The sequence below is a fragment of the Corallincola luteus genome (assembly GCF_004336975.1).
In the GTDB taxonomy this organism is placed as follows: domain Bacteria; phylum Pseudomonadota; class Gammaproteobacteria; order Enterobacterales; family Neiellaceae; genus Corallincola; species Corallincola holothuriorum.
Genome location: NZ_SJXE01000001.1, coordinates 838,397 through 863,809, shown reverse-complemented (window position 1 = coordinate 863,809; position 25,413 = coordinate 838,397). Strand labels below are relative to the sequence as shown.

Annotated in this window: 23 protein-coding genes and 1 riboswitch; of the genes, 14 read left to right on the top strand and 9 right to left on the bottom strand. The window is 49.6% G+C overall.

The genetic code is table 11. The annotated features are described in order from the left end of the window. Positions 1-3: 3 nt before the first annotated feature. The gene (locus EZV61_RS19395) at positions 4-891 is read right to left on the bottom strand and encodes an RHS repeat protein (protein WP_165569521.1); all 888 of its coding nucleotides are present in this window, start codon (positions 889-891) and stop codon (positions 4-6) included. A 1,386-nt stretch (positions 892-2,277) separates the two neighbouring features. Then, positions 2,278-2,491: riboswitch (cobalamin riboswitch) on the top strand. 156 nt (positions 2,492-2,647) lie between these two features. On the opposite strand from EZV61_RS19395, the gene nrdD reads away from it, so the two are divergent. The 3 genes from nrdD to EZV61_RS03795 are packed head-to-tail and all read left to right on the top strand — an operon-like array spanning position 2,648 to position 5,992. Next, positions 2,648-4,783, top strand: coding sequence for an anaerobic ribonucleoside-triphosphate reductase (gene nrdD, locus EZV61_RS03805; RefSeq protein WP_131414376.1), 2,136 nt, complete (start codon positions 2,648-2,650; stop codon positions 4,781-4,783). After that, positions 4,783-5,256, top strand: coding sequence for an anaerobic ribonucleoside-triphosphate reductase-activating protein (gene nrdG / locus EZV61_RS03800; RefSeq protein WP_131414375.1), 474 nt, complete (start codon positions 4,783-4,785; stop codon positions 5,254-5,256). The genes nrdD and nrdG overlap by 1 nt, the downstream gene beginning before the upstream one ends. Before the next feature lie 43 nt (positions 5,257-5,299). Next, entirely contained in the window at positions 5,300-5,992 is a 693-nt protein-coding gene (locus tag EZV61_RS03795) for a hypothetical protein (RefSeq protein ID WP_131414374.1), read from the top strand. A 19-nt stretch (positions 5,993-6,011) separates the two neighbouring features. Here EZV61_RS03795 and EZV61_RS03790 read toward each other — a convergent pair whose 3' ends face one another. The 3 genes from EZV61_RS03790 to EZV61_RS03780 form a co-directional block, all read right to left on the bottom strand. Then, complete coding sequence (locus tag EZV61_RS03790; RefSeq protein ID WP_131414373.1) at positions 6,012-6,332, bottom strand: ssr3402 family protein; 321 nt, start codon at positions 6,330-6,332, stop codon at positions 6,012-6,014. Positions 6,333-6,407: 75 nt separating this feature from the next. Beyond that, the gene (locus EZV61_RS19525) at positions 6,408-7,475 is read right to left on the bottom strand and encodes a CobW family GTP-binding protein (RefSeq protein ID WP_131414372.1); all 1,068 of its coding nucleotides are present in this window, start codon (positions 7,473-7,475) and stop codon (positions 6,408-6,410) included. A 186-nt stretch (positions 7,476-7,661) separates the two neighbouring features. After that, the gene (locus EZV61_RS03780; protein WP_205695316.1) at positions 7,662-8,759 is read right to left on the bottom strand and encodes a protein kinase family protein; all 1,098 of its coding nucleotides are present in this window, start codon (positions 8,757-8,759) and stop codon (positions 7,662-7,664) included. Between the two features lie 148 nt (positions 8,760-8,907). On the opposite strand from EZV61_RS03780, the gene EZV61_RS03775 reads away from it, so the two are divergent. Further along, positions 8,908-11,511, top strand: coding sequence for a LuxR C-terminal-related transcriptional regulator (locus EZV61_RS03775; protein WP_131414370.1), 2,604 nt, complete (start codon positions 8,908-8,910; stop codon positions 11,509-11,511). A 143-nt stretch (positions 11,512-11,654) separates the two neighbouring features. Further along, the gene (locus EZV61_RS03770; RefSeq protein ID WP_131414369.1) at positions 11,655-11,864 is read left to right on the top strand and encodes a hypothetical protein; all 210 of its coding nucleotides are present in this window, start codon (positions 11,655-11,657) and stop codon (positions 11,862-11,864) included. Positions 11,865-11,945: 81 nt separating this feature from the next. Here the strand turns inward: EZV61_RS03770 and feoB are convergent, their stop codons facing one another. The 3 genes from feoB to EZV61_RS03755 all read right to left on the bottom strand — a co-directional run bounded on the left by feoB (position 11,946) and on the right by EZV61_RS03755 (position 15,201). Continuing rightward, the gene (gene feoB, locus EZV61_RS03765) at positions 11,946-14,195 is read right to left on the bottom strand and encodes a ferrous iron transport protein B (RefSeq protein ID WP_114337354.1); all 2,250 of its coding nucleotides are present in this window, start codon (positions 14,193-14,195) and stop codon (positions 11,946-11,948) included. Beyond that, positions 14,192-14,428: a FeoA family protein gene (locus EZV61_RS03760; protein ID WP_114337353.1), complete on the bottom strand. Its 237-nt coding sequence runs from the start codon at positions 14,426-14,428 to the stop codon at positions 14,192-14,194. Before EZV61_RS03760 ends, feoB begins: the two co-directional genes overlap by 4 nt. 254 nt (positions 14,429-14,682) lie before the next feature. Then, positions 14,683-15,201 carry a GNAT family N-acetyltransferase gene (locus EZV61_RS03755; RefSeq protein WP_114337352.1) on the bottom strand — a complete coding sequence of 173 codons (519 nt, stop codon included), beginning with the start codon at positions 15,199-15,201 and terminating at the stop codon, positions 14,683-14,685. Positions 15,202-15,422: 221 nt separating this feature from the next. Here EZV61_RS03755 and EZV61_RS03750 point away from each other — a divergent pair, with 221 nt between their 5' ends. From EZV61_RS03750 to EZV61_RS03710, 9 genes are all read left to right on the top strand, one after another. Further along, entirely contained in the window at positions 15,423-15,776 is a 354-nt protein-coding gene (locus EZV61_RS03750; protein ID WP_114337351.1) for an MbcA/ParS/Xre antitoxin family protein, read from the top strand. Then, positions 15,773-16,519, top strand: a complete 747-nt coding sequence (locus EZV61_RS03745; RefSeq protein WP_131414368.1) for an RES family NAD+ phosphorylase — start codon at positions 15,773-15,775, stop codon at positions 16,517-16,519. The genes EZV61_RS03750 and EZV61_RS03745 overlap by 4 nt, the downstream gene beginning before the upstream one ends. Before the next feature lie 251 nt (positions 16,520-16,770). Beyond that, on the top strand, positions 16,771-19,560 hold the full coding sequence (locus EZV61_RS03740) for a monovalent cation/H+ antiporter subunit A (protein ID WP_131414367.1): 2,790 nt from the start codon (positions 16,771-16,773) through the stop codon (positions 19,558-19,560). Then, on the top strand, positions 19,560-19,928 hold the full coding sequence (locus EZV61_RS03735; RefSeq protein ID WP_114337348.1) for a Na+/H+ antiporter subunit C: 369 nt from the start codon (positions 19,560-19,562) through the stop codon (positions 19,926-19,928). The genes EZV61_RS03740 and EZV61_RS03735 overlap by 1 nt, the downstream gene beginning before the upstream one ends. After that, positions 19,925-21,427, top strand: coding sequence for a monovalent cation/H+ antiporter subunit D (locus tag EZV61_RS03730; protein ID WP_131414366.1), 1,503 nt, complete (start codon positions 19,925-19,927; stop codon positions 21,425-21,427). Before EZV61_RS03735 ends, EZV61_RS03730 begins: the two co-directional genes overlap by 4 nt. After that, positions 21,427-21,927, top strand: a complete 501-nt coding sequence (locus EZV61_RS03725; RefSeq protein WP_131414365.1) for a Na+/H+ antiporter subunit E — start codon at positions 21,427-21,429, stop codon at positions 21,925-21,927. Before EZV61_RS03730 ends, EZV61_RS03725 begins: the two co-directional genes overlap by 1 nt. Continuing rightward, a complete protein-coding gene (locus EZV61_RS03720; RefSeq protein ID WP_114337345.1) occupies positions 21,921-22,190 on the top strand; it encodes a K+/H+ antiporter subunit F in 270 nt (89 codons plus the stop codon). Before EZV61_RS03725 ends, EZV61_RS03720 begins: the two co-directional genes overlap by 7 nt. Positions 22,191-22,199: 9 nt before the next feature. Beyond that, positions 22,200-22,586: a Na+/H+ antiporter subunit G gene (locus tag EZV61_RS03715; protein WP_114337344.1), complete on the top strand. Its 387-nt coding sequence runs from the start codon at positions 22,200-22,202 to the stop codon at positions 22,584-22,586. A 42-nt stretch (positions 22,587-22,628) separates the two neighbouring features. Next, a complete protein-coding gene (locus EZV61_RS03710; RefSeq protein ID WP_114337343.1) occupies positions 22,629-23,075 on the top strand; it encodes a phosphate-starvation-inducible PsiE family protein in 447 nt (148 codons plus the stop codon). A gap of 48 nt (positions 23,076-23,123) precedes the next feature. Here EZV61_RS03710 and EZV61_RS03705 read toward each other — a convergent pair whose 3' ends face one another. Both EZV61_RS03705 and EZV61_RS03700 read right to left on the bottom strand, forming a co-directional pair. After that, complete coding sequence (locus tag EZV61_RS03705) at positions 23,124-23,348, bottom strand: DUF2375 family protein (RefSeq protein ID WP_158537969.1); 225 nt, start codon at positions 23,346-23,348, stop codon at positions 23,124-23,126. 220 nt (positions 23,349-23,568) lie between these two features. Next, complete coding sequence (locus EZV61_RS03700; RefSeq protein ID WP_205695315.1) at positions 23,569-25,413, bottom strand: alpha-amylase; 1,845 nt, start codon at positions 25,411-25,413, stop codon at positions 23,569-23,571.

Sequence of the window (25,413 nt, the reverse complement as noted above, 5' to 3'; positions counted from 1 at the left end):
CTTTTATCGCTGCGACACACGCGTAGCGATACGCTGGCCTTGGTCGTTATAGTCATATTCAGTAATGCTGGTGGCGGTGGTGATACGCGTTGGCCACGGATATTGCGGGTGCCACTCGGTGGTGGTGATACGTTGCGCTGGCGTGCCTTCCGCTTCAGTCTGCTGCGTCACTAAGCCACGGGCGTTATAGGCAAAGCGAGTAATGTTGCCCTGCCAATCGGTTTGGGTGTGAATAGCCCCGTTGGGGTAGTAGGTATATTCCCGGTTCGCCCCGGCACAGTTGTTGGATGGCACACCTTCAACCCGTTCCAGACGTTTCACGCCATTTTGTTCCAGGTAGTGGTAAATGGTGTCTTTTCCCAGCGGGTTAGTCACCGTGGTCTGGTTGTCGCCAAACACAAATTTGAAATGGTCATCATCGCCATGGCGGCTTTCAATGGCGCGGCCTTCATCATCGTAAGCCCAGGTCACGTAGCGTACCCCCCGTTCATCGGTGATACCGGTCAGAGCCTGACCAAAGCGTGGGTCTTCGTAATGATACTGACGGCTACGGCCATCTTTGTGAGTGACGCTGATTAAGCGGCTTTGTTCATCGTAACCATAGGTAACAAAATCATTCTGAGTGCTGGCACCTTCCAGACGGCCGGCTTCGTCATAAGTCAGAAGCATGTGGTTGTTACCGTCGACAACTTCAAGTAAACGCCCGTCGTCATAGTTAAATGACACTCGCCGGCCGTTTGTTTCACGCGCCGTGAGTTTGCCGTCAGTATTGTAAAATTCTTGCACGCCAAGAGTGGGCTTATGAAGCCAACCTTGCGGCTCAATAGCCTCGATAACTTTGCCGGTAAATTGTCCACTGGTATAGGTAAGTTCATCCTGTTTGATGAACATTTCTTTGTGTGTGCCGTCCAAACGGAAGAGTTTGTACCTATTGGATGAAAAAGAAAGGCTAGGAATCTTTAGCAGACGCCACGTTCCTTGCTGCCAAGCTCCTTCCGAATATAGGTTGTGCCCAGAAAGAAGACTTTTAGCCTTATACCCTTCAGGTTGAAAATGCCTCACAGCTCCATCAGGCAAAACGCCTTCAGGATAAGGGCCTTCATAGTAGCTATTGTCATGCACAGACTGTGTTGAATAGTGTCGTTGAAGTGAGAATAATCTGCTCAACTGCAAATCCGCAGGTTCCAACTGCCATTTCCGTCCGTCAGCAATTAAGATAGGGTTTCCATCCCCAGCCTTACAAAAATCTTTAACGGGCGAACCATAACAACCTTGTTGTAAATCCAAGCTAGATTTATCTTTGGGGCACTCTACCGCACAGCCTTCAAACTCATAGTTCCAACTAAAAGGGCGCTCGCATAGGTTACAGTCAAACTTAAGCAGTGACTGATGTATATGATGAGTGTCGGGATACCATCCTTCGTTATAAGCGGTTCGATAGTAAACGCATCTTTCTGATGCCCTTGATCCTCTTTGCTTATCCGAAAGAGCCGGGCAATATGCTTTATACCAAATACCATAGTCCCAACCAGGAAAACCGTTGTTCTCTGGTGTAACAGGCGAAGCAGCAAGCGCTTCCTTTTCAGTGCGAAAACACTTTTCTGGCCTATTAGCAGGATCTTTAGGCCCGCCCGCGGAATTAGAAACCAGGCAAAAATACTCCCCCCCCTGAGAACAGTATTTAGATTTGGCATCATCAGCATAACAGGCGGTGCTTAAGCACAGCGTCACCACTAAAGCCAAGCAACCATAAGTAGTGCAAAGATACATTTTTTTGTAGTAAGAATAATTTTGTAAAGACATAATTAAATACTAATTTCCTTATCGCTGAGACACACGCGTAGCGATGCGCTGACCTTGGTCGTTGTAGTCATATTCAGTGATGCTGGTGGCGGTGGTGATACGCGTTGGCCACAAGCAGTAAAAAGGAGGCTATTCTGATGACTTCTGGATGATGGCAATTGCATAACTTCCTTTTCTTAGGCACCAAGACAGCACCCATAGCTAGCTCCTTTAGAGCCCGCTTTTTAACATTTTATCTACAATTAGGTCAATATATCCCCCTACACACTACCGCTTTTATTGACTTGAGTGCAGAGCCCGTTCCAAATGATGAATGACGTAGTGAGTTGATAGACTTCCACCGATATAACCACAACATTGGCAGCATCACATTTTAAATGATTCCTTGGTTTCACCCATCCAAAAGCTTGCCTTCGATCAATGAAACCTTAGTTCACCAAACACCACATCTAGTGCCTTAGCCTTTTTACTGCCACTATATATGCAGATTGTGGTCCGCACACATGCGCAAGCATGGGGACAATAGGGAATCCGGTGAGAAACCGGAGCTACCCCCGTAACTGTATCTGGTTGGTACGCTGCATCTTCTGTCCATATCTAATGGGCAAAGCCACTGGCTTAGCGCTGGGAAGGCGGCAGTTAACTCAATACCAGAAGCCAGGAGACCTGCCGCAATCACCAATGCCATGCTGGGCGGGGTGCACCAGTGCAACATGAATTATTGGGCGATATGGTCAGCGCTAGCTGATGTTCGCCTACTTATCATGCTGTGACTATTTGCCCTCGCTTACCATCGCCCTACATCAATCTAAGCAGTACAGAATAATAAGTTCAGGAGATGAACATGCAGCAGGTCGTGATTAAACGGGATGGCAGTCGCGCCCCTTTCAACCCTAAACGGATCCAGTTGGCGATACAGAGCGCTTGCGAAGTGGTCGGCATTCGTTCGGCGAAAATAGCTGAGCAGATCACCGAGCAGGTAGCGAGTCAATTAGCACCGCTTTCCGAGTTGCATATCGACGAGATCCAACAGGCTGTGGAAGACAGCTTGATGGCCAGCGAGCAAAAAGCGGTGGCCCGCGCTTACATTGAGTACCGTCACGACCGCGATCTGGCCCGGGAAAAAGCCAGTCACCTGAATCAGGAAATACGCGGTTTAATGGAGCAGAGCGATCTGAATCTGCTGAATGAAAACGCCAATAAAGACAGCAAGGTGATCCCCACCCAGCGCGATCTGTTGGCGGGTATCGTCGCCAAGCATTACTCCCGTCGTCATATTCTGCCAAAGGATGTGGTGAGCGCCCACGACCGGGGAGAGTTGCACTACCATGACCTGGATTACGCGCCGTTTTTTCCGATGTTTAACTGCATGCTGATTGATCTAAAAGGGATGTTAGAGCAAGGCTTTAAGATGGGTAACGCGGAGATCGATACGCCAAAATCGATTGCCACTGCCACGGCGGTTACCGCACAGATCATCGCTCAAGTAGCAAGCCATATCTATGGCGGCACCACGGTCAATCGTATCGATGAAGTACTGGCACCTTATGTCACCGCCAGCTACGAGAAGCACTTGGCGACAGCTGCCGAGTGGCAGGTATCGGATGCCGAATCGTTCGCCCAAGCGCAAACTGAAAAAGAGTGTCATGACGCCTTTCAGTCATTGGAGTATGAGGTGAATACCCTGCACACCGCCAATGGCCAAACGCCGTTTGTGACCTTCGGTTTTGGTTTGGGTGAAAGCTGGCAAGCCAAACTGATCCAACGTTCAATTCTGCAGAACCGTATTGCCGGATTAGGCCGTAATCGCAAAACCGCCGTCTTTCCGAAACTGGTGTTTGTCATTAAAGAGGGCCTTAACCGCAGCCCGCAAGATCCCAACTACGGGATCAAACAGTTGGCCTTAGAGTGTGCCTCGAAGCGCATGTATCCAGATATTTTGAACTACGAGCAAGTGGTGCAAGTCACGGGTTCCTTTAAGACACCGATGGGCTGCCGTAGTTTCTTAGGTCAGTATGAAGAGGACGGCGTGGAGATCCATGATGGCCGCAACAATCTGGGCGTGGTTAGCCTTAACCTGCCAAGGCTGGCGATGGAAGCTGACGGTAACGAAAAGAACTTTTATCGTTTGCTTGATGACCGCTTACTGTTAGCCAAAAAAGCGCTCGATTCGCGCATCGCCCGCTTGGAGGGTGTCAAGGCACGCGTCGCACCGATCCTTTATATGGAAGGCGCTTGTGGCGTGCGCTTAAAAGCCGATGATGATGTACTGCAACTGTTCAGGAATGGCCGCGCCTCTATTTCCCTCGGCTATATCGGCCTGCATGAAACCATCAACGCACTCTACAACCAGCAACAAACGGCTACCGATGCGCACCCATTCGATGACCAAATGTTGCAGCAAAAAGCGCAAGCGATTGTTGCGCATCTGCGTCTGACGACTGAACGCTGGAAACGGGAAACGGGCTTTGGTTTTAGCTTGTATGCCACGCCCAGTGAGAACCTCTGCAGCCGTTTCTGCCGCTTAGACACCATAGAGTTCGGCATTATTAAAGGGGTAACGGATAAAGGCTATTACACAAATAGCTTTCATCTCGATGTTGAGAAAAATACCAACCCCTATGACAAGCTCGATTTTGAGATGGCCTACCCTGCGATCAGTAATGGCGGCTTTATCTGCTACGGCGAATACCCCAATTTGCAGCATAATCTGCAGGCGTTAGAAGATGTGTGGGATTACAGTTACGATCGCGTGCCCTACTACGGCACTAACACGCCGATAGATGAATGCTACCAGTGTGATTTCACAGGCGAATTTGATTGCACCAGCAAAGGCTTTACCTGCCCTAGCTGCGGCAACCATGATCCAGCCAAGGTATCGGTGACGCGTCGGGTTTGCGGCTATTTAGGTAGCCCAGATGCGCGGCCATTTAATGCTGGCAAGCAGGAAGAGGTAAAACGCCGAGTGAAGCACCTGTAATGCACCTAAACGCCTATTACCCTGTGGATGTGGTCAATGGCCCCGGTACCCGTTGCACCCTGTTTGTGTCAGGGTGCGAACACCAATGCAAGGGCTGCTATAACCAGTCGACTTGGCGTGCTGACAGCGGGATCTTATTCACCTCAGAGATTGAGGATCAGATCATTGCTGACCTCAACTGCACGCGGATCCGCCGCCAGGGGCTATCACTGTCAGGCGGCGACCCCTTACATCCGGCCAATCTGGACGCTGTATTGCATCTACTAAACCGAGTTCGCAACGAGTGCCAGGGCAAAGACGTTTGGTGCTGGACCGGTTATCGTTTTGGGCAACTCACCACCGAACAGCAGCAGGTCACCAACCTGATAGATGTGCTGATCGACGGCAAATTTGAGCAAGCATTAGCATCGCCAGAACTGCCTTGGCGCGGCAGCAGTAACCAACAAGTCATTACACTCAACTGCACCAAATGATATCTTTATTGTGCGCTTAAGATAACAGACGGAAAGCAGCAAGATGATCACGCGTATGTTCCAAGACTTCCGAGTAGAGATCCGAACAGAGCGTGGCGCGTTGTTCAAACGTTTCACACCCCAATCGGCAAGCGACTGGACAGTAATGATAGAGATGTTCGAGGGATGGCGAGCGCTGGATTTCTCTGAACAAATACTGACGATGATTGATGAGCAACAAGCCATCAGCCAGCAAGAATACACGCTGCTCGCCAGCTATTTTAAATTTGGTGAGATGCAACAAGAGAGACGCGTGTTTAAGGTCACGATCCATCGACTAACCGCGACTCATCATCTGTTACGCCCAGCCCTGCTCGCGGGGTGCTCAGCTACTCTCTGTAGTTTGCTGTTCGGCACGCTCTTTCTTTTGATATACAGCGCTGCAATCGCCCCTCATGCAGATATCGCCTTAAGCGTATTCTTATTGGCTCTAATAACACTACCACTGGCAATGATTGCTGGCGGTTGCTTCGGACTGCTACAAAGGCAGTGGAAAGAGACCAAAGTGATGGGATTTGTGATGGCCACATCGGTACCACCGATGCTTCTTTTTTGGTTGCAATTTCGTTCAGTGGAAGCGTTGCCAGAACTTGCGTTTGCAACCGCCACTCTAGCAGGCGTCGCTGCTTATCTGCTCTTTTTAAAGCTATTCAAACTCAGTCTACGGGAACAGTATCTGCGGCTTTTTCCCAAATAATCTCACCAACAACACAGATTCACCGCGGTTGATCAGGCTTATTGGCGTACTCCAGTTCGCAGTTACTGCTTTTGAAGGTTAACTGCGGAGGTGGCTCAGATAACAACAGCTCTACCACGCTGCTTTCAGGCACTTCAAATACAGCTTTGCAGCCATCGCTAAAATATATCGTCCGCGCTTTATAATCGATTGATTCAAGCGTTTCTGCGACCTTTGGATGCGCAGCGATAAAATCGGTCATCACTCGCAAATCTTCCGCCACCTGGTATTTAGGAGCCATCATGGCAAACGACACTGAAGAATAAACCAAACATAGCAATCCGAAACCAAGCTGACGCATCTAATAACACCTCCGTAAGAATTCCAAGTTTAGATAGCCTGCCATGGCGTGTCGAGACAGAGCAATTCTCATCGCTCAGTCTAATACTCCGTTCTGCGATAAACAGCCCCTTAGTCCCTTTTCAAAACGATCATGATCGGCCCGATTTCCACCTATCACGACAACGCGGCTATCGTCACACTGCTTTAACGGGCAGCTAGAGAGCACACCATTAACGACATTAAATGCGACGTTGCCTTGTGAGGTACGAAATACCCCCTTTACGCGCTCAAATGGCAATTCGGTTAGCAATGCATAGAGCGGCAGATAGTCAAAGGTTAGCGACCCTGATGCGATCCAACTTGTGCTGAGCATCCCCATATCTTCATTGCTATCGATCCTTACCAAGCCAGTAAGATCTTTGTCAGTCAGCTCGATGCGCTCATCACTCAAAGCGCTCTCATTGGTCGCCACACCGACGGCTGCGGAAACACCGACGCCAGTCGTACCAGTATCAGGATCTTTGCCTTTAGCTGGTGCGGCAAGCCACCCCAGCGCTAACTTGCCCTGACGGGTCTGCTTAACCGGTAGATGTTGTAAGTTCAAATCGGTAAGGAATTGCTCTAACGCCTCAAGCTCTCCCCCTAGATAGAGATCAGACTTGTTGGCAACAATAAGATCTGCCACCTGATGCTGTTGGATAAAGGTGTCATGGCGTCGATATTTTGAATCACTTAAGTGACGCGCATCCACCAAAGTAATGGTGGCTTGCAACTCAATCACATCCTGATAGTGAACAGCTGACAGCGCAGCAATAATCTCCTTCGGATGACCCAAGCCTGTGGGTTCAATGAGTAAACGGTCGGGACGAGCCTGTTTGATTAATTGATTCAGCGCCACCTGCATCGGTACGCCTGCGGTGCAGCACATACAACCGCCGGGCACTTCCCGAATGAACAATGTGCCGTTATCACCCTGCGCTGCCTGCGGATCCCCACTGATTAAGGCCGCATCGATCCCCACTTCGCCAAATTCATTCACTAAAACGGCCCAGCGCTCATCGGCCGGTTTATCTTGCAACAGCTTCATGATCGCCGTCGTTTTACCGACACCAAGAAAGCCGGTGATGATATTGGTGGGGATCGCCTGAGTAATAATTTTCACGAGCAGAAATCAACTAAGAATCTCGGGGGAGACCAGCTTATCATGGCTTGATGCCAATTCAGAGCCAGCCTGCAACAACCTAATTATAATCAGACAACGCGGCGCAGTTTCACGGCATAAAACTAGCGTACCGGCAGCCAAGTGAAAGCTTATTCTAATCAACTCCGTTGTCAGAACTGTTCACTGTTACTGTAATTGGAACGCCTTCGCCTGACGCCGCTGCTCTGTTGTGCGACTCAACAATGCTTGCTGAGTTAACAGTTCATCACCAAAGAACAAACCATCCAGCTTTTTCAGAGCATCAAAATGATCTGTGAGCACTTGCTCTACCCGATCTAAACGCTGCAAGGTCATTGGCGTACAGGATTGGCCATGCAGATCATCATTGACGTCCAATAGATGGGAACGAAAACTCTCTACCAGAAACAGATCATCGAGTGCTGAAGGCGTGGATAAAGCTTGTTGCCAGCGCTGAACAAAGCCTTGCACCCAATCAAGTACCTGTTGCTGTGCTCCTGCTTTTTTAAGAGCTGCGTACTTACGCTGATAGGCCTGCAACGCCAGTCGCTTCTCTAATTCGAACAGCGACATGATCTCCCGCTGGGACCAAGTACTCTCTTTTTTCAGCAAATAGCCAAAGAAATTGCGCGTTTCCAGCCGCTCCACACTGTGGAATAGCGGCGCATCCAGCCCACAACTATTAAACTCACTGAGCGGATCAAAGGTGTAGCAGTAACCAAAATCGAACAGCGAGATATCATGGCCATCAAACAGAATATTACCGGGGCACAGATCCCACTCGATGATCCCTTGAAGTTCGAAGTTAACAACAGTATCAAATAACTGGGTCAGCACCACTTCATTGAATTCGGTTAACAAGTTTCCCTCAATCCATGGGGATAACATCACCCCATGTTGGAACGACGCATACACAGTCGGCACAACATGGGCAAACGCTTTGCTGGTTGCAGCTTGGTTTTTTAGCTGCTGAAAATCCCGCCGTCGCTGCACTTCGTTGAGAAATGAAGTTTGCCCATCGACATTCTTAACCAAACTCTCAGGCCGTTTCAGTTTTAAGTTCCAATCTTTACCATCAACACGGATATGGTAAACATGGGCGGTTAGACCGCCGGCAAAGGTCTCCACGACATAAGCTGAATCAGCGGTGGTTTGCCGCAGTTGCGCCAAGGGCAAAGGCAATAGCGCCTCACTCCCCACGACAATCTCCTGCCCCGAAGCAACAAAATCTAACTGTGACTGCTGGCGCTGTTGTTCACGGTTCATATCCATTCCTATACAGATGACTTAAAAGCATGGCAGGATTATCCCCATCTCCTTTAACAGAGATCATCCACCCTTAGGGTGGAATCTTTTATTTTCATACCAGCTTATCGCAACACGTTGACTACGACACGGAGCGCCGCACAAAACAATGATCGCCACAGAAGCCTTGGCAGTTAGTTCTTTGGATGCTGCCCCCTGCACAAACGAGCTGAGCCCGTTAGACCCCCTGTGGCAACTCAATCCAGCACTGGCAAATCCACCGAACACACGAATAACGCTACTTCACGCCCCAACAGGCTACGGCAAAAGCAGTTTGGCAATGCATTGGTTAAGCCAGTGGCAAGGTTGTTGTTTCGGCATCAAACTCGACCCGAGCGATAATCTGCTCAGCGCCTTTGTCATCCATCTCACCCAGGTGCTGAATTTGCCCACCATCGCCGCAGAGCAAGAGCTAAGCCAGGCCTCTGACAACGCCATTTTGAGCGCATTAAAAGCTCAACTACAGCAATGGCAACCCAGTCAACCCGCACTACTGGTGTGCGATAACTTGCACCTGATCACTGAGCCAAGCATTCAGCAACTGCTGCTCTTTCTGTTCGATTTAGGCTTGTTCAAACTGATCCTCTGCTCGCGCCATGCCCATGCAGACTGGCTCAGCCATTATGATTTGCAGGGTGAGCTTTCCGTGGTGGACCGTCACGACCTGCAACTGAGCATGGCACAGGTGAACGCACTCACCCAGTCGGTAGACACAAGCTTATCCACCGAGTGGCAACAGCAAACACAACAGGCTTTACAGGGCTGGCCCGCCCCCTGGCGAATGGTGTTGCGACTATGTGGCCGCGGCGTTCCCTCGGATCAGGTCGACCTTGATGAGATCGGCGCCAACTTGTCCGATTACCTGGTCCAGCAAACGATTCAACCCTTACCCCTCACCCAGCAACATTTGCTGCTGTCATTAGTTCCGTTTGCACAGTTTGATGACGCGTTACTCACCGCACTTGATCCACAGCAACCACACAAAGCGTGGCTGAGTAAGTTGATCCTGGAGCAGCTTTTTATCAGCCGCACTGACACCGGCCAATATCAAATGGTGCCCTTCTTTCGGCAGGCGTTAAACCACTACCTGGTGATCAATGATCCCGAACGGTTGGAGATCGCCAATCACAATGCTTGCCGCGCACTGCTTAAGCGACAGCAATGGCATGCCGCTGCCGAGCTGGTCAAACAACAACACAGCCCCATGCTGGCAATCGATTGGTTAGAGAGTGTCGGCTGGCACTGTTTCCATCTTGCACATTACAGGCTGCTCGACGACGTTTTTTCGCTATTAAGCACTGAGCAAAAACAGCATCACCCAGAGATAGCCTTGCTTTATGGTTGGTGGTTGCTCGAAGCACAAAAAGACAGTGGTCTGAGTAACCAATGGGTGCAGCAATTGCCCTTGGCAGAATGGGATGAACCGCAGGTCGCACGATTTAAAGTGCTACAGGCTGAGACTCACTATCAGTTTGACCTGTTAGCAGAAGCATTACGCTATGCCGAGCAGGCACTGCCTCTGTTGACACTTCCCCACGACAGATTGTCTGCCATGTTTACCCGTGCCATGGCGTTACTATGGCTAGGTCAGGTCGATGACGCAGCAAAGCAACTGCAACACCTGCAGCCCCTGGCCAACACCGAACATCAGCACCATATCGCACTGGCGGCAACCTTACGGTTAGCCAATGTGGCGCAGATCCGCGGGGATATCCAGCAAGCACAGGCATTAGCCGAGCAGGCCCATGAGCTCGCGCAGCAACGACAACTGCTCAGCGACCACCTGTACGATGCTATCCAACGCACCTTAGTTGAGATCTACCTGCAACAAGGAGACCTCAGCAGCGCACAGAAAGCACTGGAACGCGGGGAAGAGTTAACCCATCCCAGAGGCGATTATTGGCTGTTTCCCTACGTCACATGGCGTTTGGCCATTGCGCTACTGCAGGGCAAACCCACCTCATCCTTAATCTCCGATCTGGAGGCCCGTTTAGCCAATGATTTTATGTGTCGCCAATGGCGCCATCGCGCACGCACGGTATTGCAGATGTGCTTTCAGTGGCGTGGTGAAAAAGAAAAACTGCGGCAGCTTGAACAACAACTGAGTTGGCACAAGTCACCCAAAACCATCCCCGATCTGCAGGATAACCTGCTGTTCGGCAGAAACCGCCTGCTGGCAGGACAAGTGTTACCCCATGACTTTTCGCTGCAAGCGCCCTACTGGGACGAAATTGGCGCCTGTCAGGTGGCTGCGCAACTGCGCTGGATAGAGGCCATGACCGAATGGAACAAAGGTAACTCGGCATCACTCAAAAGCGTAACAAAGACGATTCAAGCCTGGCTGGAACAGAGGTATATCGCCGAGTTCTTGCTGTTGGGTGAACAGGGCCTGAGCCTTTGGCGAAAATTAAACAATGACTTTAAAGACAACGCCAAGGCGCTGGATAGCCTCGCATGCTGGCAGCAGTTGACGATGCAAACTGCCAAACAAACAAGTCACCCAGTCTTACCCCCTGACGAACGCCTGACCAAAAAAGAGTGGCAGGTATTGCAAGGCATTGGTCGTGGTTACTCCAACGAGCAGATCGCCGCACAGATGCATGTGGCTCTCTCCACTATCAAAAGCCATGTGAACCATATCTACAGTAAATTAGATATCAACGACCGCAAGGCGGCCAAAGTCATCGCGGCCAAATTAAGCCGCAAGGATTAAGAAGTAAGGAATAAGGACGGTACTCAGTCACTGTTCCAGTACTAATAAAATTCAGCTGTCATCACGCTAACAGGAACCGGTCGTTGAAGCGACCTTATCCCATCATCGGAACTCCTACCCGGAAAAATCCACCCCAGAGGTGGATGCTGAAATCCCGCTCTGACATGAACTGGAATGAGATCACGGGAGCACGAGCAGCACTGCTCAAGCATTGGCAGATCTTAGGCCAATTTCGCCAGCGACATCCTGCGTTCGGTAGTGGACAACATAGACAATTAGAGGCCGCGCCTTACAGCTTTAGTCGTCAAACGGAAGATGACAAAGTCATGGTGCTATTTGCAGGCAACAGGTAAACGGTGAAATAAATCTGCAGCAAAAAAAAAGCGGTGAGCATGCTCACCGCTTTCATTCAAAGATAACCCCATGGAGCAGGCTTATTCTCTGATCATGACTGGAATATCGCCAACGCCCATCTTTGCTGGCTGTTTCATTCTTCTGAGCAACCAGACAACGAGAGCCGACACCACAAAGATCAGGCTGATCCACAATGTGGAAGTCAAAGGTTGCAGCGCAAACTGACTTAGTTGATAAAACAGCGTCGCCACGGCGTAAGCTAAGGCAAAGGTGTACACTGCAGAGAATGCGGTCCAGCGGTTACCGAATTCACCTGACATAGCCCCCAATACAGCTGCGCATGGGGTATAGAGCAAAATAAACAGCAGGTAGGCAAACGCCGCCGCCCGGGTTTTAAAACCCGCTTCCAAATTGGTTAAGGTACCGGTTTCGAAACCAAAAGCTTCCGCTGTCTCTTCGCTGTTACTGACGTCGCCAATATCAAGCCCTAACGGATCTTCCCAGGCGATACCGAGCAAGTTTTCAGGAATGGTAGATAACCCTTCATTCAACGCAGCTAACAGATCTACACCGCCCTCTTCCTCTTCACCGGCGTGAGAATAGAGGCTATTGAGAGTACCAACCACCGCTTCTTTAGCAAAAATACCGGTGACGATGCCGACGGTCGCAGGCCAGTTATCATCGGCAATCCCCATAGGGTGGAACACCGGTGTCACCCATTGCGACGTTTTTGATAACAGCGACGTCTCGCTGTCCTCATTACCAAAGCTACCATCAGTACCTATGCTATTGACGAAGCTTAATACCGTCACCACCAGCACAATCATTTTACCCGCTCCAAGAACGAACTGCTTGGTACGGTGCCACGTACGGCGCACGATGGCTCCCGGCGTTGGCATCTCATAATCCGGTAACGCCATCATCCCCTGACTCGCCAAACCAGGCAGCAGGGTGTAACGCAGCAACACCCCAGTCAAAATAGCAGCGACAATCCCGATGAGATAAAGAGCAAATACCAGGTTTTGACCATTATCAGGAAAAAAAGCAGCGGCAAACAGTGCGTACACAGGCAGGCGTGCACCACAAGACATAAAGGGCGCCATCATGGCGGTCACTAGACGTTCACGGCGGCTGTCGAGCGTACGGGTCGCGGTAATTGAGGGGACATTACAACCAAAACCGACGATCAACGGCACAAAAGCCTTACCCGGCAGACCAATCTTTTGCATCAGTCCTTCAATAACAAACCCTGCCCGTGCCAGATAGCCGGAGATCTCCAATATGCTTAATGCCACATACAGAAACGCCACCACAGGAATAAAGGTCGCTACCGTTTGTACACCGGCGCCCACGCCACTGGCTAGAATTGCCGTCAACCAATCAGGCGAGCCGACGCTGGTCAGCAGTTGCCCGAAACCATCGACAAATAGCGCGCCAGCAACAATATCGAAGAAGTCGATAAATGCTGCACCAAAATTGATGGCAAACATAAAAGTCAGATACATCATACCGAGGAAAATCGGCACCCCAGTCCACACATTCAGCGCATATCGATCCCAACGCTCAGTTAACGATAGGCTGGCATCAGCTACCGTTACCGCTTGCTGGTAGATCTTATCGACCAAGGCATAGCGCTGGGTGGCCAGATGATCAGAAAGACGGATGCTGTCGGCCGTTAGCTGCGCGTGCGCCTGCTGCGCCTGCTCATCGTTCAGCATCAATAGGCGTGCAATGGCATCAGCACGAACGCCACCCAGCTTGGTTATTGCCATTTCAACATTGTCGCCCAAAGGCACGGTAAAGGGCTTTAACACTAGTGGCTGCTGGCATAGCGTATTAATACGGCTGACTAAAGCCTTTATATCGCAGGGAGATTTAGCGCTGATCGACATCACCGGACAATCTAACTGCTGAGCTAATTGGTCAACGTCGATTTTATGATCTCGAGCCTGCACTACCTCTGCTTTGTTCAACAGAACCAACATCGGCACGCCAAGCTCACGAAGCTGCAGCGTCAGATAGAGGCTACGCTCTAATTGCGTGGCATCCACCAGATTAATCAATAGATCAAACTCGCCCTGGCGAATGCACTGCTGACTGATCGACTCATCAAGTAAGCCATCGTGATTGATGGCATTGAGATCTAATAAACCTGGTAGATCAACCAGATCAAAGTTCTGCTGCTCGCAAGCGAAATGGCCAATCTTCTTATCAACCGTAACACCTGACCAGTTTCCCACAGAAACATTGCTGCCACTTAAGCCATTGAACAAGGTTGATTTGCCGCTGTTGGCGTTACCTGCGATCACACAGCGAAATGCTTTACTCATGGCTTAACCTCCACCGTAATCGCTTGCGCTAAAAGCGAACCTATACAGAGGCGAGCGCCCCGTACTTGCAGTTGCACTGCACCACCTAAAGGAGCTTTCCGCACCAATTCAACGGCGCAACCAGGGGTGAGCCCGGAAGCCAGTAAGCGCTGGCGCTGACTGGCCGTAATGCTCTGTAAGCAAAGCTCAGTGACTGTCGCACGCTGCCCAATTCTGACGTCAGAAAGTACCATTCTGAGCTCCTATAGTTCCCTGATCAAAGAGTCAACAGCCAGCCGTAATAGTTGGCTTTGCGGCGAATCAAACTTCAGCTAATCAGCCTGAATTCTTCCGCTGTATCGACATTATACCAGTCACAAAAGGTGATTGATAATGAGAATAATTCTAATTACCAAAATAAAGTGACGTATTGATTTGCATCAAGTGGTTGTTAACGTTCATGCAACATGGCGTCATACAGCAATAGATTGTTTATCAATCGATGACATTACCAATATTCCGGTGCCATCAGGACCGGAACACACTTAACTAGGCCACTCACTTCCTGCAGAGCATGCTCTTGCAAAGCAATAGCCTGCCACGCTTCTGGATAAGGCAACGAATAAGGAGGTGCCAGTTTATGCTCAGTATGAAAGCCACAACGGCCATAGTAATTAGGATCACCAAGTACCATGACGATATCCACACTCTGATTCGCTAATAACTCCAAGCCAAACCGGATCAGCTTCATACCCACCCCCTGTCTTTGTGCCGTTGGTGCAACCGCCAACGGCGCAAGAATATAGCCAGATACACTGTCATAGTTGACGATCTGAATGGGCGAAAATAACACATGACCAATCACTTTGTTCTCTGCTACCGCGACCAACGACAGGACCTTAGAAGGGTCAGCAACTAATGCCAATGCCAACTGAGCGACGGCCTCACCCTCTGCTTCACCAAAGGCTGACTGATGGAGTTGTTGGATAGCATCTAAATCTGTTGTGCTGGATCGACGGATGATCATATTTTCACCATTAGAGGAGTTCTTCAAAGAACGAGATTTCCCGGATAAATAACCAATTTAAACCGTGCAGGTAAAGGCTATCCAGTGCCAGCAAATCCTATCTCATCATCAAATGAGTATGCTGAGCCCAACGCACTGAATCTAAGACAAACAAGAACAGAGCTATGCAAACGCAACATTATGAACTATATTGTGCATATGCAACATATTGGAGTGTCGCTATGTCCGCTATCCCCCATGCATCACCTGAACATGTGCTTGCCAAGGCAGTGAAAAATGCCGCTAAGCAGTTAGGTTTATCTCAGTCTGAATTATCAGAAGTGATAGGTAAAGATCGCAGTGCTATCAGCCGCAATGGCATCCATATCGAAAGCAAGCCAGGGCAATTGGCTGCCCTGCTTATCCGCTGCTATCGCAGCTTGTATGCACTGATGGGGGGCGACACTGCGAATATGCGCCACTTTATGCAAACCGAGAACAAACTTACCCACGGTATTCCTGCCCAGCAGATCCGCGATGTCCAGGGGCTGGTCAGGGTCACTGAATTCCTTGATGCAATGCGAGGGCGTGGATGAAGCTCACTATGGACTTCACCTTCTCATCGGTAGAAGGGGAATTGATACGGATCGTCGAAAGTCAGCAACAAATCGCCACCATGCAACTGGTGGATGATCTGGCCGAACAGTATCTGCTCGAGCAACTACTGGAACAATCTAAGCCACCTCTGCCGGCTCACGCCGCACACCTGCACTTTCTGCTTGCTACCTCATTTCGTTATCCGCCATTAAAATGGGGCTCCCGTTTTGGTACGGTGCACGAGCCTAGCTTGTTCTATGGCGGCCTATCGGCCACCACGGCGATGGCAGAAACCGCCTATTACCGTCTGGTATTCTGGCACAGCATGGCCAGCGCGCCGCCAAACCCGGTTAAAGCTCAACACACGGTATTTACTGCCAGCTATGCCTCCCATGCGGCGGTAGATCTGCGTCAGGTAACATTCACAGAGGGCAATATTGATACCGCTGATCCTATTGATTACACCGCTTCGCAGGCCGTCGGTGCCCTGCTTCGAGAACAAGAGGCCGAAGTGATCATCTATCCGTCGGCGAGGGATCCACAGCATGGTCTAAATATCGCCCTGTTTACCGCAGATGCTTTCGCCTGTCCGACACCACTGGCGCAATGGCCTATGCTTTCTTTTGTGGATGGTGAGCGAGTACAGTTTCATAGCACAGCCAAGCAGTTTGGCATGCCAGAGATCTGCGCATTTACCCTGCCACAATTTCAAATTAATGGCGTGCTTCCTCATCCAGCATAAAGGCCTAGATGTTGCTTTTAATCAACGAAAGCCGTGGATAATCACTATTTAGAGAACTTTTTTACTAATTGGTTATCGGAGAGTAGACGCTTATTTTAGAACAGACAGATGATCATCATGCGCGTTCAACTATCGCACTATCATTTTGTCATCATGGTATTGCAGAATGAGTTTAAGTAGCGATGGCTGGTGTAACTAACTATTATGGCTAAATATTTTATTTCCTCACTATACTGGAGCACCCACTACAGATGAGTTTGTTCCTAATCCCCCTGTTGCCCTTAATAGGCATTTTGGTTCCTCTTTTCACTGAGCGTTTGGGCCGCAATGCCTGCGCTACTGCAACGGCAGTGCTGCCCGCCTGTTCGCTAGCATTGGTGTTAATGGCAGCGCCTAACGTATTTGACGGTGTGGTGATCCAGCAACAACTGGGCTGGATCCCGGCTTTAAATTTAGATCTTTCATTCCATCTGGATGGTTTGGGTTTTCTATTCAGCTTACTGATCTTGGGTATTGGCCTGTTGGTGATCCTGTACGCGCGTTATTACCTCTCGGAAAAAGAGGCTGTTGGACGTTTCTACAGTTATCTCATTATGTTTATGACTGCCATGCTTGGCGTCGTATTGTCCAGCAACCTGATCCAGCTTTGGTTCTTCTGGGAACTAACCAGTGTGAGCTCCTTCCTGCTTATCAGCTTCTGGGGTCACAAAACCGATGCTCGTAAAGGTGCTCGGATGGCATTGGCGATCACAGGTGCTGGTGGTTTAGCACTGCTAGCGGGGTTATTACTGATAGGTAATCTCGTCGGTAGCTATGATCTGCGCGCAGTACTCGATAGTGGCGACATCATTCGTAACAGCTCGCTCTACCCAGTTATCTTGTTACTGGTTCTAGGCGGAGCATTCACCAAATCCGCTCAGTTTCCATTCCACTTCTGGTTACCCCATGCAATGGCGGCACCGACACCGGTCAGTGCCTATCTGCATTCGGCGACCATGGTGAAAGCTGGCGTGTTCTTACTAGCGCGCTTTTATCCGGTGTTAGCAGACACAGAACTGTGGTTTCTCATTGTCACATTAACGGGATTATCCACTCTGTTAATGGGTGCATATATCGCCCTGTTTAAACACGATTTAAAAGGTCTGCTGGCCTACTCCACCATTAGTCATTTGGGCCTAATTACCCTGTTGTTTGGTCTCAATACTGAACTGGCTGCCATTGCGGCCGTGTTCCACATCATTAACCACGCGGTCTTTAAAGCCTCGCTGTTTATGGCTGCTGGGATTATCGACCACGAATGTGGCACCCGAGATATGCGGGTAATTAATGGCTTGTGGAAGTACATGCCAATCACTGCCACGCTGGCAATGGTGGCAGCAGCATCAATGGCGGGTATTCCACTACTGAACGGCTTTTTGTCGAAAGAGATGTTCTTCGCCGAAACACTCCATCAAAGTACCCTGGGCGCTTTATCCTGGTTGATACCGGTATTGGCCACGGTGGGGGGCGCACTGGCGGTGGCCTACTCACTGCGTTTCATCCACGATGTGTTCTTTAATGGTGAGCCAAAAGAGATTCCGAAGAAGCCCCACGAGCCGCCACGATATATGCGGGTACCGGTGGAGATCCTGGTCGCTATCTGTTTGCTCGTAGGCATCTTTCCGCAATGGACCGTTGGTCCCTTGTTGGATGCCGCATCCATGGCTGTACTTAACGCGCCATTACCTAAATTTGACCTCGCACTGTGGCATGGTATCAACCTGCCTTTGATGATGAGCCTGGTGGCCGTTGTTGCAGGTAGTACGCTCTACTATCATCGTAGAAATCTATTCCGTTTTCAGGCTCAATTTCCTGAAGTGGATGCCAAAGTTGTGTTCCATAATGTGGTCAACGGCATCATGCTGTCGGCAAGAAAGCTCAATGCAAAACTAGAGAATGGCTCGCTACAGCGTTACGCGTTTTTACTCTTACTGTTTGCCCTACTGCTGGCTGGCGCGCCGTTACTGTCTTTGGATCTGAGCTCATACGCGGAGACCACACCACCCGATGGTATTTTTATCACCGGAACGGTTCTGCTCATGCTTGGCTCTATCATGACTGTCTTATGGAGCCACAAACGCATTGTCGCTTTGCTGATGTTATCTCTGGTGGGGGTGATCGTGTCTGTCGCCTTTGCCTACCTGTCTGCGCCCGATTTAGCCTTAACCCAACTTTCGGTCGAGGTCGTGACAATTATCTTGTTACTACTGGCGCTGTTCTTCCTGCCACAAGAATCATTGATGGATCGCACCAAACCGAGCCATATCGTCCGTGACCTCAGTTTGGCGACGTTGATAGGCAGTGTGGTGGGTACCATCAGCTATGCGCTGCTAACCCAACCACTAGACAGCATCTCTACCTTCTTCCTGGAGAATAGTAAGAGTGGTGGTGGCGGTACCAACGTAGTCAACGTGATTCTGGTCGACTTCCGCGGCTTTGACACCATGGGTGAAATTGCCGTTCTTGGGATCGCCGCACTGGGGATCTACAAATTGCTCGCAGGCATGACCTTATATATGCCATCAAAAGATATGGCTAACCGCCCTTGGGCAAAAGAAAAGCATCCGATGATCTTATCTGTGGTTTCTCAGAGTTTGCTCCCTCTGTCACTGCTGATCTCCGCTTATATCTTCCTTCGTGGACATAACTTACCGGGTGGCGGCTTTATCGCTGGTCTGGTGACGGCAGTTGCATTGATCCAGCAATACCTCGCACACGGCGTCGAATGGATGAGTAAGCGGGTTAAAATCAGTTACCACAGCATGATTGGTGTCGGCCTATTAATCGCATTGCTCAGTGGCTTAGGAAGTTGGCTGTTTGATCGCCCATTCCTGACCAGTTGGTTTGATTATTTCTCACTACCAGTGGTGGGTAAATTTGAGCTCGCCAGTGCCATGGTCTTTGACTTAGGGGTATATCTGACGGTGATTGGCGCGACACTGCTGATCCTCGCCCATCTGGGTAAATTGACCACCACCGAACGACTGGAGGAGAAGTATTAATGGAAGCCTTATACGCAGCCTGCGTCGGTCTGATGACCACCTGCGGCATCTTTATGATGCTACGGGGTCACACATTTACCCTAGTGATGGGTCTACTGATGTGCTCATACGCAGTGAACCTGTTTCTGTTTGGCAGCGGGGGCTTAACTCTGGATGCACCTGCCATTTTGGGACAAGCAAAACAGCATGCAGATCCACTGCCTCAAGCCTTGGTCTTAACCGCCATCGTGATCGGCTTCGCGATGACAGCCTTTGCGGTCATTTTGGCGATGCGTGGTCGCGCTGATTTAGGCAACGACCACGTTGATGGCGAAGAGCCAATGGATCCATTAGCCAAACCTTCAGTCCCAACTCAGGAGACGAAATGAAGTTAGTCGATAATATCGCCGTTCTCCCTGTACTGCTGCCATTCCTCGCAGCGATCTTACTGATCCTGCCTCCTTTGCAAGGGCGCATACAGTGGCAACGTAGCTTTGCTATCGCAGCTAACCTGCTGCTATTAATTATCTCTGTTTGGCTATTGGTAACGATCAATAATCAGGGAATTCAAGTGTATGCGCTGGGCAACTGGCAGGCACCATTTGGCATTTCACTGGTTGCCGATACGATGGCAGCTTTGATGCTATTGCTTACCAGTGTGCTGGGACTCTCTGCTCATCTGTATGCCTGTGCCGGTGACGATGCTCGCGGCAGCTTTTTCCATCCGCTGTTCATGTTTCAGTTAATGGGTATCAACGGTGCATTTCTAACTGGCGATGCTTTCAATATGTTCGTGTTCTTCGAGATCCTGTTGATCGCCTCCTATGCACTCATGATCCATGGCGGCGGCAAACAGCGTACCCAAGCGAATATTCACTATGTATTTTTAAACCTCATCGGTTCCACGCTATTTCTATTTGCCTTAGGCACGCTTTACGGCACCCTAGGAACGCTTAACTTTGCCGACATGGCGGATAGAGTGGCCTATTTGCCAACCGAACAGTTACCTCTGGCGAAAGCTGGAGGCCTGTTACTACTTGCGATATTTGGCCTTAAAGCCGCGCTATTACCATTACAGTTCTGGTTGCCCCGTACCTACAGCGCCGCAACACCGGCGGTTGCGGCACTGTTTGCGATCATGACCAAAGTGGGTATCTACAGTATTTGGCGTATTCATGGCGTGATTTTTGGTGAACAAGCCGGTGAGCTGGCCAATATGGCACAAGCCTGGCTATGGCCGTTGGCATTCTTAACGCTGGCCATGGGCTGTATTGGTGTCTTAGCCAGCCAAAGCCTGCGTTTACTGGTGGCTAATTTGGTCATTATCTCTGTCGGTACTTTGCTGATGGCTGTCGCGATCAACACCGAACAAACAACGGCGGCTGCGCTTTATTATCTAATCCACAGCACGCTCGTCGCCGCAGCGCTGTTTCTAATCGCTGGTATCGTGCAACAACTGCGCGGTAAAGCGGAAGATCGCTTTGTCACCGCCAGAAAGATCGCCAAACCAGCTTTTATTGGCACCTGCTTTTTTATTGCGGCATTGACGGTTATCGGCATGCCGCCATTTTCCGGCTTTGTCGGTAAAGCACTATTACTGAAATCTACCATCGACCAGCCGCAAATGGCTTGGTTTTGGGGAGCGATATTGATTGCCGGACTTATCTCCTTAGTCACCTTGGCTCGGGCTGGTACTACCCTGTTCTGGCGCTCCCAAGGCAACCAAGTCACCAGCGAATCAACACCTGCTTTGCAGATAGTTGGCGTGGTTATACTACTGGCTTGCTTCCCGTTACTGGTCGCCTTTGGTGGGCCTGTAACTGAGCTGACTCAACAAGCCGCGGCACAACTATACCAAGGCATCACATTAACAGCAGGAGCCATGTAATGAAGATACACCGCAGTTTTGCCCTGCTGCCAACCCCATTTCATAGTTTGTTGTTATGGCTGGTATGGCTGGCGCTAAATGATTTTTCTGCTGGCCACATGGTGCTTGGCGCATTTTTAGCCATAGGTATTCCATTGTTGGTATCGCCCTTGAGTGCCGATGAACCTGTGGCGAAGAAGCCGCTGGTCGCATTGCGCTATTTCTTTATGGTGCTGTGGGATATCGTCGTATCGAACATAGAGATGATGAAACGGGTGCTGGGACCGATTAAACGCCTGAGACCAGGTTTTATTGTGGTGCCATTAGATCTCAGTGGCGAACTGCCTCTAACCATTTTCACCAGCACTATTTCATTAACACCGGGGACTGTCAGCGTCGAATTTTCTGAAGATAAGAAGTGGCTCTACGTTCATGCTCTGCATATCGATGACGAACAAGCGATGGTGGCACATATTAAGCAACGCTATGAGCAGCCACTAAAGGAGGTATTTGGATGTTAACCATCAGTATTATGATTGCCTGCGGAATGGTGTTAATAGCGCTAATTCTGAACTCCTGGCGGCTGGTTGTTGGGCCCAATACACCAGACCGGATCATCGCGGTGGACACTATGTATATCAATAGCATCGCGTTGATTTTACTACTAGGTATGTATCGTGGATCACCACTCTATTTTGAAGGTGCTCTGTTAATCGCGCTGCTGGGCTTTATCAGTACCTCAGCATTCTGCAAATACCTGCTGCGCGGCGACATCGTAGAATAAGGAATCGTTATGCCATTTTGGATAGAGGTCATTGCCTCGGCTTTACTGCTACTGGGCGCATTCTTTATGTTGCTTGGCTCAATCGGCTTGGTCAGGCTACCGGACTTTTTTACCCGTCTGCATGCGCCAACAAAAGCGACAACATTAGGCATAGGTGCCACCTTGTTAGCCTCTTTATTGATGTTTACCTACCAGACGGGTGAATTCGGTATAAAAGAATTACTTATTACCATGTTCCTGTTTATCACTGCGCCAGTGGCAGCCCACTTACTCGCCAAAGCGGCACTACATCACCGAGTTACCGTTTTAGGTGATGAAAAGACTCAGCAACGAATAGTCCAAGCGAGAAAGCAAGCACCACCGGTAGACGAACCTTTGGACACGAAAGTTGACTAACTAGTAGCAACCTACTGAAAAACAGAGGCTAGGAGTCGATAGATGAAGTTAAATAGGGATGACAAACTAATCAATCGACTCCATGTTGTTATTCACTGGTCAGTCAAAGTGCTCGCCATATTGATGGTATTTGTTATCGTCATGGGGGTAATTGACGTAGGTTGGACGCTATACGAAAAACTGACCACGCCACCAACCTTTATCTTGACCATCTCGGATATGCTGGCGACTTTTGGTGCCTTTATGGCGGTACTGATCGCTATCGAGATCTTTATCAATATCACGGTGTACCTGCGTGATGACGTCATCCACGTAAAGATCGTCATGGCTACCGCATTGATGGCGATAGCCCGAAAGGTAATAATTTTAGATCCTGAGAAACTCAGCCCTGAATATACCGTGGCTATTGGTATTGTATTCTTAGCTGCAGCGATTGCTTATTGGGTAACAAACAAGATACCAAGAAAAGAGCAACTCGACGATCAATAGCCCTGACTCGGTTCAACGATCTAGCGTATAGGCAGGCAAAATCTCTGCCTATACATACTCCACTTCACTCACCCCGTCATAAAACTCGGCGTTCACGGTGATGTCATCAACTTGACCATCAAGTACCGCCACTAACAATTTTCCTTCGTTAAAGCCGGACGGCAACTTAACCCGCCCCATAGGATCAAGCTGCAGGTTATTAAAGACCTGTTGACACATACGCCCCAAGCCATCCTGCAGAAAGTAGATAACAGTCACTGTTTTGCTGTTCACTTGACTCACCCCAAAATTAATCACGGAAATAATTAAGTGTGCGGAGTTTGAAGGATTTCACAGGTTGTTTTTTGAGCATAATCAATTTTGGTTAGCAATTAACCGCTAAATAACAGGCAGGTTACTGCGGCACAACACCAAGATAACAGCCACTTCTAGTGAAGCGGCTTGAAAGATAAAAAAAGCCGCCAAACGGCGGCTTAATAAAAGCTAAACAACGTTACTCTGGTTGGCCAGCAAACACCACGACCACGGCATCATCACCGGCATAGCGAGCAAACGCATAAGGCGCGTCACTGATCTGCTCATGGCTACCGGCACCGATAGCATAGTGCCGCTTGCGGAACTGGCCAACTTTCTGCCAATGAGCCAATAGCTCTGCACGTTCATCAACAATCTGATCCCAATTCATATCAGACCGAGTCCCTTGATGCTTATCAGAGCCGGTGACTCCAAACGGGCGTGCCGTTTCATCACCGTAGTACACCTGAACAGCACCAGGTAAGAGCAAGAACGGCGCGGCAATTCGCTTATAGGTAGTTACATCATTCTTTGCGTCTTTGTGAAAGAACAGGCGGGTATCGTGAGATGACAAGTAGCTCAAGACATTAAACTGAGTATCACCATTTATCTTGTTAGCATAACGCTGGAACGTTGATTCGGCATTGCTAAAACAACGCATCGCCTTATCCGCATCTTCAGTTTGATAAGTAAAGTTAATAATGGAGTCAAACCCGCCTCGACTGAAGTAGCCAGATTTGTTGACACCATGTCCCCAAACTTCACCTGTCGTCCAGAACGGTAAATCATCTAGCTTCTTGTCTGGGTTATTTGCCTTCCATTCGGCCAACGCTTCGACACCAGCGCTCTTAAGATCAGCCCATGCATCCATCTCTACATGCTTAGCGGTATCGATACGAAAGCCATCAACACCGTATTCACGCACCCAGTCAGACAACCATTTAACTAAATACTGGCGCACCGTATAACCTGGAATTTCAACCGCTTTGGTATCTGGTTTGTTTTTGTAGAAATTAGGCAGACCGGACTCATAAGATGACTCAGTCTTAAAGTCTGGCAGGTAAGCCAGCGACATTTTCTGTTCGCTCTCTCCTGGCGAATCGTAACCAGCGATCCCGGCACGGACCCACGCAGGCCCCCACCAGTTACCCCACTCACTGCTTTCGTAGTTGATATAACGGTTGAAGTAATGGTAATTCTTACCCTTTGGCGGCTCCCAATCAGTCCAATGCTCTTCTACGCCGAGCACTTCTTCCGTAGATTTAACCGTTGCACGCATCTTACCGAACTTGAACTCCTGCATATCTTGCAGAGTCGCGTAGCCAGGGTGGTTCATAACGATATCCATCACCACGCGGATACCACGCTCATGGGCCGCGTCTACAAAGGTGCGAAAATCTTCTTCGGTACCCATGTTGGCATCCATCGTGGTGTAATCCATGGCGTAGTAGCCGTGATACGCGTAATGCTTAAAATCACCGCGAATACCACCACCAGTCCAACCATGCACCTGCTCATAAGGTGCGGTCACCCAGATAGCATTAGTACCTAGTGAAGCAATATGATCCAGCTTATTAGTGAGGCCCTTCAGATCACCACCATGGAACGTACCGATCTCATTAACACCATCAGGCTTACGCCCGTAGCTGTTGTCATTTGAGGGATCACCATTTTCAAATCGGTCAGTGATAACAAAATAGACATTGGCGTTATCCCAGCTAAAGCCGCTCTCCTTACTATCCACCCGCTCCAGTAGCAGTAAACCTTCGCTGTCTGCGGCAGGCGTCAATGCCACCTTGCCATTGCGTACCGTAGTTTCCTGGCCAGAATAGAAATCTCGAATCAGTTCGCCATCACTGAACGCTTTAGAAACATTGACACTGACTTCACCTCCGTTCCAACGTGAGCACTGAGCTTGGGTGACTGAGCCTGAACTGGCTACAATCGGACCAGTAGTTGCTGTATCGACATCGCCTGTCGCACACGCGCCAAGCATTAAGGTAAGAGCGGAGGCCATGGCCGCGTAATGGAACGGGTGTTTCAT

What these genes read in the sequence shown, in the direction of transcription:
- EZV61_RS03755 (WP_114337352.1), bottom strand. Translation starts at nt 15,201, where the DNA reads ATGATCATCCGTCGATCCAGCACAACAGATTTAGATGCTATCCAACAA.
- nrdG (WP_131414375.1), top strand. Translation starts at nt 4,783, where the DNA reads ATGCACCTAAACGCCTATTACCCTGTGGATGTGGTCAATGGCCCCGGT.
- EZV61_RS03760 (WP_114337353.1), bottom strand. Translation starts at nt 14,428, where the DNA reads ATGGTACTTTCTGACGTCAGAATTGGGCAGCGTGCGACAGTCACTGAG.
- EZV61_RS03775 (WP_131414370.1), top strand. Translation starts at nt 8,908, where the DNA reads ATGATCGCCACAGAAGCCTTGGCAGTTAGTTCTTTGGATGCTGCCCCC.
- feoB (WP_114337354.1), bottom strand. Translation starts at nt 14,195, where the DNA reads ATGAGTAAAGCATTTCGCTGTGTGATCGCAGGTAACGCCAACAGCGGC.
- EZV61_RS03750 (WP_114337351.1), top strand. Translation starts at nt 15,423, where the DNA reads ATGTCCGCTATCCCCCATGCATCACCTGAACATGTGCTTGCCAAGGCA.
- EZV61_RS03720 (WP_114337345.1), top strand. Translation starts at nt 21,921, where the DNA reads ATGTTAACCATCAGTATTATGATTGCCTGCGGAATGGTGTTAATAGCG.
- nrdD (WP_131414376.1), top strand. Translation starts at nt 2,648, where the DNA reads ATGCAGCAGGTCGTGATTAAACGGGATGGCAGTCGCGCCCCTTTCAAC.
- EZV61_RS03715 (WP_114337344.1), top strand. Translation starts at nt 22,200, where the DNA reads ATGCCATTTTGGATAGAGGTCATTGCCTCGGCTTTACTGCTACTGGGC.
- EZV61_RS03725 (WP_131414365.1), top strand. Translation starts at nt 21,427, where the DNA reads ATGAAGATACACCGCAGTTTTGCCCTGCTGCCAACCCCATTTCATAGT.
- EZV61_RS03740 (WP_131414367.1), top strand. Translation starts at nt 16,771, where the DNA reads ATGAGTTTGTTCCTAATCCCCCTGTTGCCCTTAATAGGCATTTTGGTT.
- EZV61_RS03735 (WP_114337348.1), top strand. Translation starts at nt 19,560, where the DNA reads ATGGAAGCCTTATACGCAGCCTGCGTCGGTCTGATGACCACCTGCGGC.
- EZV61_RS03795 (WP_131414374.1), top strand. Translation starts at nt 5,300, where the DNA reads ATGATCACGCGTATGTTCCAAGACTTCCGAGTAGAGATCCGAACAGAG.
- EZV61_RS03790 (WP_131414373.1), bottom strand. Translation starts at nt 6,332, where the DNA reads ATGCGTCAGCTTGGTTTCGGATTGCTATGTTTGGTTTATTCTTCAGTG.
- EZV61_RS03770 (WP_131414369.1), top strand. Translation starts at nt 11,655, where the DNA reads ATGCTGAAATCCCGCTCTGACATGAACTGGAATGAGATCACGGGAGCA.
- EZV61_RS03700 (WP_205695315.1), bottom strand. Translation starts at nt 25,413, where the DNA reads ATGAAACACCCGTTCCATTACGCGGCCATGGCCTCCGCTCTTACCTTA.
- EZV61_RS03730 (WP_131414366.1), top strand. Translation starts at nt 19,925, where the DNA reads ATGAAGTTAGTCGATAATATCGCCGTTCTCCCTGTACTGCTGCCATTC.
- EZV61_RS03710 (WP_114337343.1), top strand. Translation starts at nt 22,629, where the DNA reads ATGAAGTTAAATAGGGATGACAAACTAATCAATCGACTCCATGTTGTT.
- EZV61_RS03745 (WP_131414368.1), top strand. Translation starts at nt 15,773, where the DNA reads ATGAAGCTCACTATGGACTTCACCTTCTCATCGGTAGAAGGGGAATTG.
- EZV61_RS03780 (WP_205695316.1), bottom strand. Translation starts at nt 8,759, where the DNA reads ATGAACCGTGAACAACAGCGCCAGCAGTCACAGTTAGATTTTGTTGCT.
- EZV61_RS19395 (WP_165569521.1), bottom strand. Translation starts at nt 891, where the DNA reads ATGTTCATCAAACAGGATGAACTTACCTATACCAGTGGACAATTTACC.